Below are 6557 nucleotides of genomic sequence, written 5' to 3' on the forward strand. Positions count from 1 at the left end.
ACTGCGGTGCCAGCTCGGGGGCGGGGTTCATGGGCTTCTCCTTCGGGGGTCAATGCAGCAGGTCTTGCTGCGGGTGGGTGGATGTGCCGGGGGTGGCGTCGGCGAACAGCTCTGAGGCCGGCCGGGTGAAGCGGGTGCGGCCGTAGGCTGCTGGCGTGGGCGCAGGCACGTCGGCGCGCTGGTCGGCGCCGGTGGCCAGGATGGTCTTGACGGTGCGGTAGTGGGGCGAGCCGTGCGCCAGGGCGCGAGCGCAAGCAGCCTCCAGGCGCTGGGCGCCGTAGGGCTTGAGCAGGGCCAGCACGCCTTGCGCGGCTCGCAGCCGCTCCAGGACGTGGTCGCTGAGCAGTTGCTCGATCAGCACTTTGCATTGCGGCCCGACCCGCTCGGCCTGGGTGGCACACCAGGCCCGGTCGCGGCCGAAGAAGGCCTGCGCCTCGGGCGGCAGGTGCTCGCGCACGCTCAAACGCTGGCCGGGCTTGAGCCCTCGCGGGTGGGTGGCGACATGGCGGTAGTCCTCGAACAACGCCACGGCCGCATCGGTGGCCCGCAGCCACAAGGTCTTGCCCACCAGAGTGAACGGCGCCGAGTACAGCACCCGCTCGTACTGCACATGGCAGTCGCGGTGCACGTTCACGCGGTGCCAGGTGCCCAGGTCCGGCGCCTGGCCGGGCAGCGCCTGCAGCAGCGGCGCCTCCAGAGCGAACAGTGCAAGCGGGCTGCGCCGGGTGGTGCCGTGGCAGCGCACGCCGGCCTCCTTCAAGACCCAGGCCTTGGCCTGCGCGTTCAGATCAGCCAGGTCGCGGAACTCGCGCAGCGGCAGGAAGTTGCCCTTGAGGTACTTCACGCCGGACTCGACGATGCCCTTCTTCTGCGGGTCATGCGGCGGGCAGGGGTCGATCTTGAAGCCGTAGCCTTCAGCACATTCGGCGTAGGCGCGCTGCACGGTGGGGTCCTGGGCGCAGGCGCGGGTGATGGCGCACTTGGCGTTGTCGATGATGACGCGCCGGGGGACGCCGGCGAACCACTCGAAGGCGCGGCGGTGGCAGCCCAGCCAGGTGGCCACGGTCTGGTCCCAGACGAACTCGACGTACTGGTGGCGGTTGCTGGCCAGCGTCATCACGAAGGCCCAAGTGCGCCGGGGCTGGCCGTCGGGGTGGATGAGCGTGGGGCCGGCGCCGAAGTCGACCTGAGCGGCGTCGCCGGGCTCGAAGTCAAGCCGACAGGTGGTCTCGGGCGGCAGTGCCCGGCGGATGTCGGCGACCAGGCGGCGCACGGCCGAGTAGCTGCCGGTCCAGGCGTGCTGGCGCTTCAGGGCGGCGTGGATGGCAGTGCCCGAGATGCCTTGCTCGACCCAGGCCGCGATGGGGTCGCGATGAGACGCCAGCGTGGAGATGGTGCTGCTGGCCTTGCGGGGGCTGCCCAGCGCGGCAGCGATGGCCTCGTCGTCGGGCAGGGGCTGCGAGGGTTCGAGCCAGCCGCGCTCGGTGGCGACGTTGCGCCACTGCGCGGCCTTGGGCCGGCCCATGACACGGGCCGCCGCGATGTCGCGGTCGGAGTCGCCTTGCCGCATGCGCAGCAGGGCCTGTCGGTAGTGATGCATCTCGAATCTCCTGCGTGCCATCCCTGGCCCTCCGGGCAAATGGCCCGAAGGGTAGAGATGGCCTCGCGGTGTTCGAGACGCCCGTCAACCCGGCGCCGGCTGGCTCCTATATGCCGATCCGCCGCTGGCTCCATTACGTCGATCACGCAGTGGCTCCAATATGCCGGTCAGCAACTGGCTCCTACATGCCGATCACAAAGTGGCTCCTATATGGCGGTCGGTGACATGCCTGGTCGCCGCTACGAGCAAGCGGCGCCGATACGGCTCGTACCTGGGCGAGATCAACCCAGCACCCGACAACCTGTTGAACCGCGACTTCAGCGCCGGCGCACCGAACGAGAAGTGGCTCACCGACATCACGGAGTTCCAGATCCCGGCGGGCAAGGTCTACCTGTCGCCCATGATCGATTGCTTCGATGGCATGGTCGTCAGCTGGTCGATCGGCACGCGGCCGAACGCTGAGCTGGTCAATACGATGCTGGACGCCGCCGTCGACAAGGTCGCGGCTAGCGGCGAGCGGCCGGTGGTGCATTCGGACCGTGGCGGCCACTATCGGTGGCCAGGCTGGCTGAGCCGGATCGCCGGCGCGAAGCTGGCGCGCTCCATGTCACGCAAGGGGTGCTCGCCTGACAACGCCGCATGCGAGGGCTTCTTCGGTCGCCTGAAGATCGAGATGTTCTTCTCGCGCGACTGGCTCCGCACGACCATCGAGGAGTTCGTGGCGGCCCTGGACGCCTACATCCGCTGGTACAACGAGACGCGGATCAAGATCTCGCTCGGCGGCCTCAGCCCCGTTGCACATCGCAGAAGCCTCGGGATCGCTGTTTAACCAGTCCAAGTTTTTGTCCGCACCCCCAGTGGGTCAAATTTCGGTCGGCGCCAACAGTACTTGTCATCTCATCCAAAACGCCCTGAGCGCGATCGCGACGCCAAGGTCTTCGGGCCACTTCGTTTGGAGCCAATGAAGAAAATCGGAAACAACACGCCTTTCAACAGGACAAAACCAAGAAGCGGAAGCCGCAAACCAACTGATATTCATCGACGGATAACATCCTCCGCGCCAGGAATCGACCAGACCCATCGACTCGCAAATAACCCGCTCATGTATTGGAACCTTCCGCGACAATTCATCCAACTCAGTCTCGCTAAAGTCACTTACATCCGAAAGATATGATATTCCGCACTCCTCCAAAACTATTGATGAAAACGCGAATAATCGTGAGCTGTCGTCGAAATCCAGGCGGTCAATTCCATTGATTATTTGAATCATGAAGGTGGGCGCAAAATACCATCTAGCATAGGCAGACATCCGTAGCAGAACTTCGGAATCGACCCACTCGCACTCCTTGGCAATTTCAAATCTATCCTTTCCGCTGAATCGATGCAAAAGGTGGTTTGTTGAATCGCTCCTTGATTCAGCCTCATATCCATTCGGATAAAGTGCTATGTCTGCAATTTTGGGAAGACGAGAAAACACACCTTCAATCCTCTCAATGAGGACTTGCTCATGCAGAACAATGGAAATCATACGCCTAGGGCTCCAATACCACCGCACATCGGCCGCGGCCGGCCTCGCACAAGCACTTCATCAATCCTTGAACTTGCTGCTTAAGGTGATTCCAGTGAGCCACATCTCCGTACCTAGCGGCACCGCCTGGATAGCAAGTGGCCATGACCTCAAGACGTGCATTCATGCATTTAATCCGATTAGAAATCTTCTCTTGAACAACCGAACACCCTTCACCCTTAACACATTTCGACGGCAGCCCACAAGCTAGGGCCTTCTTTGCCTCAAGCGCCGAATGTATTTCGGGCGAACAGGCAATCGGTATGCTAGATGCTGCAGAAAGGGGCCATGGCCCATAGACCTTACCCATTGATGCAAGCCACGCGTCATGCTGATCTCCGCTAAGCTGCTCAACTGAAAGGTTGACAATCGTTGCGTCAGCCGAATCTGAAGCCAAATATAGAAGCACAAGAGCGGCAACTGCGCCGCCCGCGCCTCCACTTCCGATTATCCAGGCAGCGAGGGCCATCATGGCTAGTATGAAGAATACTTGCTCGAATATTCCCCAGCCTGGCTGCTTGCTGGTGGGCTCGTTGTCACGATCATTGCTGCAAGTCTCTTCCTCGCCGCCATTTGTATTGCCGGTGATAAGGTACGCTGCAGAACCAGTCGCTGGATCAGAAACGATATAACCGGCTCCACGCCAGTTTCCAAACTGGAGCGCCGACTCTGAAAACGTCACCTCCATTCCCGCTGACACAGCATCTTGTAATTGTTGGCGAATATCCAGAGGAAGACCCTTTATCGAATCTGCAAGTAGCGCCGAGTTCTCAGCATTGACGTTGTAGATTTTTTGACCCTGCTTCGAAGCGTTCTGCAGTAGGGACACTGCAGATGCAGACTCACCCAGTTCGTGCTTAAACAGCATGTCCAACGTCGCTCCTTCCAAATAGGAGTCGATTGCGCCGGTCATCGCTCGAAGACGTAGCGCGATCTCGCGAGACTGTCCAACATAAGCAGTCGCACTTCGGCGCACATCCATCATGCGGCCGCCGTAGTAGCCAAACCGAGTAATACCAAGAGTCTTAACGGTGCGTAGGGGTTGCGCAAACATTCCAAAGGATGGCAGCCTGAGGCTAATACTGCCCGTCGCCTTCGAAAGCATGGTGTGAAAGCTATCTTGCAGGCTCCAATATCGAAGCGAAACCAGTTGATTGGTTTTCGAAGCGTCAAGGCTCGCCGAAGGATCGAGGGGGCGAAGTCGTGTGACGTCGCTTTCGGCGACCCCTGAGTTGTTGAAACCAAAAACAATCTCGTCACCCACGGAAGCGTCTCCTCGGAACCCCTCGTCCTGTTGCCCACCGCTGAGGGGGCCTGTCATCTCAATGGCCCACCACTGGGATGCCCCCATCAGCGCCGTCGGCGTGCGGGCAATTTCTGTTCCGTCCAACGCAATCACGCCGAACATCGAAATGAGATAAGCCGGGAGTCCTGACTCGTTCCGACGGTAAGCATCGATGACTGATTTGTCAGCTGCTGTTCCAGGCGAGTACGTGACGCTGAGTCTATTTGACGCTCCGAGCTTGGAGAGCGGAATGCGAAGGGTAAGCGATGGCTCGTCAAGGTATTGCGCTTCTGGGCTTGCGTAGAGTTTGAGCGTGGCCCCGTTTACCAAACCGGCGGGAATTGCGGGGACTCTCTGTCCGAGCGAAGCAACCGCGTAGGGGCTGCTCCCGGCCAGAAGCGTTGGCCTCTCTTCAATGACAACAGTTCGCCCGAGAGCCGTGTCGACCCACGCAGTTCGAGATACAGGCAGGCTCGACCGAAGCGAGTCTCGGAGGTTCTCCATGGCGTCTCGAATCGCCTCTTGGTTAAGGTTCTGCACCCACCCTTCGGCGGCGTTGGCCGTGGCCCCGGTTTGGGCTGCGGTTAAGAGTGCATTCGCGTCCAGGGGGACGGCTGTCTTGAGGTCCAGCCCCTGGGTGTAGCTGTACTGCTTGTAGCTCGCATCCAGCGGCACCCAGGCGTTGAGCTGGCCGTTGGGGTTGACGTGCTGGCTGGCGGTTCCTTGCTTGGCGCCTCGGCTGGGCAGCCAGTTCACGAAGGCGCTGACCCAGACGTGCTCCATGCGGATCTTGCCGATGCGGCCGCCTTGGAGGATGCCGCGGTTGGCGATGCCGCCTTGGCTAAGGAGCTGTTGCGCCGCTTCGACTTTGGTGGTGCCGCCCACCCAGTTCTGCAGCTTATCGGCGTCCACGTCGATGGTGCCGTACTGGTAGCGGGCGGGAATCTTGGCCGCGCGCAGGAGGGCGATTTCCAGGCTGGCGATGTCGTGTGCGTTGCCGCGCTTCTTGGCCAGGGTGTCGTCGGCGCTTTGTACCGCGCCCCAGCTCGGCAGCCAGTCCAGGTTGTTGCGCACCCAGTTGTGGATGGCCAGCGGGTTGGTGCCCAGCTCTGCCGCTTTGGCGGTGATGGCCGCGCTGCGCTGGGTTTCCGGCGTCTGGGCGAGGTCGGCCTCGGTCGGCGCCTGGCCGGGCTCGGGCGGGATGTTGAAGTTGATGGGGCCAATGCTGCTGCCGCCGGCCTGAGCCAGCATGACCTTGGGTTGGCCCCACAGGTTCTGGAACCAGGCGGTCTGCGTGTCCGCCGGCTGGCGCGTGGTGGGCTCGGGTGCTCGCCAGGGGAGCTTCTTCGGGTCCAGTGGCGCGGCGACGCGGGTGGACGGGTGACGTTTGAAGAAGTCGTTGAGATCGGCCAGCGCTGCTGGCTTGGCGTCGTCAGCCGCTGCCTGCCAGGCCTGACTCAGGCGCTCGAACTCGGCGGCGCGTTGCTCGAACTGGGCCACGGCTTCGGTGTGGCGGGCGAGGATTTCTGCGGGGAGGCGCTTGGCTTGGAGTTCGCGGCCGGTGGCGGTGAAGTCGGCTCGCACACCGGCGCGGCTTTGCGAGATGGCGGCGAGGTGGCTGCGCAGACGCTGGGTCTGCTCAGCCACGCGCTGCTCACGCTGGCGACGCTGGTCGGCGGGCTCTTCCACTTCGATGCGCATGTCGGGGCCGACGGCGCGCAGTTGGCGGCCGCTGCGTTCGGCAGGCTTGGCGTCTGCCGCGATGCTGCGCGCGAGGTCTTGGGCTTGCTGGAAGTCCTTGGACACACGGTCAGCCGGCGTGCGGGCTTTCTCGGCCTTGGCTTGCTCGATCTTCTGGTTGAGCGCGGCGTACTGCTGGAGCTGGCGCTGTGCGGCCGGGTTCGGCGCGGGCTTGTCGTTGGCCAGCACGCTCAGCGGGCTGAGGGCGTTGAACAGGATGGCGCCGATGAGGGTGCGGCCGATGGCGTTGAGCACGGGGCGCCGCTGGCGGCCGGTGACGAAGATGGGCGTGGACATAGGGCTCCCTAAGTTCATTTATTCGACTTGGCGGCTTGAGGCTTGGACCCGGCGAGGCGGTGCCGCTC

The 6557-nt window shown here is 62.7% G+C and carries 3 protein-coding genes and 1 pseudogene; 1 reads left to right on the forward strand and 3 read right to left on the reverse strand.

What is annotated here, in order from left to right; all coding sequences use genetic code 11:
* Nucleotides 1-49 precede the first annotated feature (49 nt).
* The gene (gene istA, locus ABIS05_RS08065; RefSeq protein WP_348010238.1) at nucleotides 50-1600 is read right to left on the reverse strand and encodes an IS21 family transposase; all 1551 of its coding nucleotides are present in this window, start codon (nucleotides 1598-1600) and stop codon (nucleotides 50-52) included.
* A 181-nt stretch (nucleotides 1601-1781) separates the two neighbouring features.
* Between istA and ABIS05_RS08070 the strand changes: the two are divergent.
* A pseudogene (locus ABIS05_RS08070) lies at nucleotides 1782-2429 on the forward strand (IS3 family transposase); the annotation flags it as partial.
* A 63-nt stretch (nucleotides 2430-2492) separates the two neighbouring features.
* Here ABIS05_RS08070 and ABIS05_RS08075 read toward each other — a convergent pair.
* Nucleotides 2493-3128, reverse strand: coding sequence for a hypothetical protein (locus tag ABIS05_RS08075; protein WP_348010240.1), 636 nt, complete (start codon nucleotides 3126-3128; stop codon nucleotides 2493-2495).
* A gap of 4 nt (nucleotides 3129-3132) precedes the next feature.
* Complete coding sequence (locus ABIS05_RS08080) at nucleotides 3133-6489, reverse strand: transglutaminase domain-containing protein (protein WP_348010241.1); 3357 nt, start codon at nucleotides 6487-6489, stop codon at nucleotides 3133-3135.
* Between the last annotated feature and the right edge of the window lie 68 nt (nucleotides 6490-6557).

This window comes from Roseateles sp. (genome assembly GCF_039929605.1).
Classification (GTDB): Bacteria; Pseudomonadota; Gammaproteobacteria; order Burkholderiales; family Burkholderiaceae_C; genus Pelomonas.

Coding starts and splice junctions, on each gene's coding strand:
- istA (WP_348010238.1), bottom strand. CDS start 1,600: ATGCATCACTACCGACAGGCCCTGCTGCGCATGCGGCAAGGCGACTCC.
- ABIS05_RS08075 (WP_348010240.1), bottom strand. CDS start 3,128: ATGATTTCCATTGTTCTGCATGAGCAAGTCCTCATTGAGAGGATTGAA.
- ABIS05_RS08080 (WP_348010241.1), bottom strand. CDS start 6,489: ATGTCCACGCCCATCTTCGTCACCGGCCGCCAGCGGCGCCCCGTGCTC.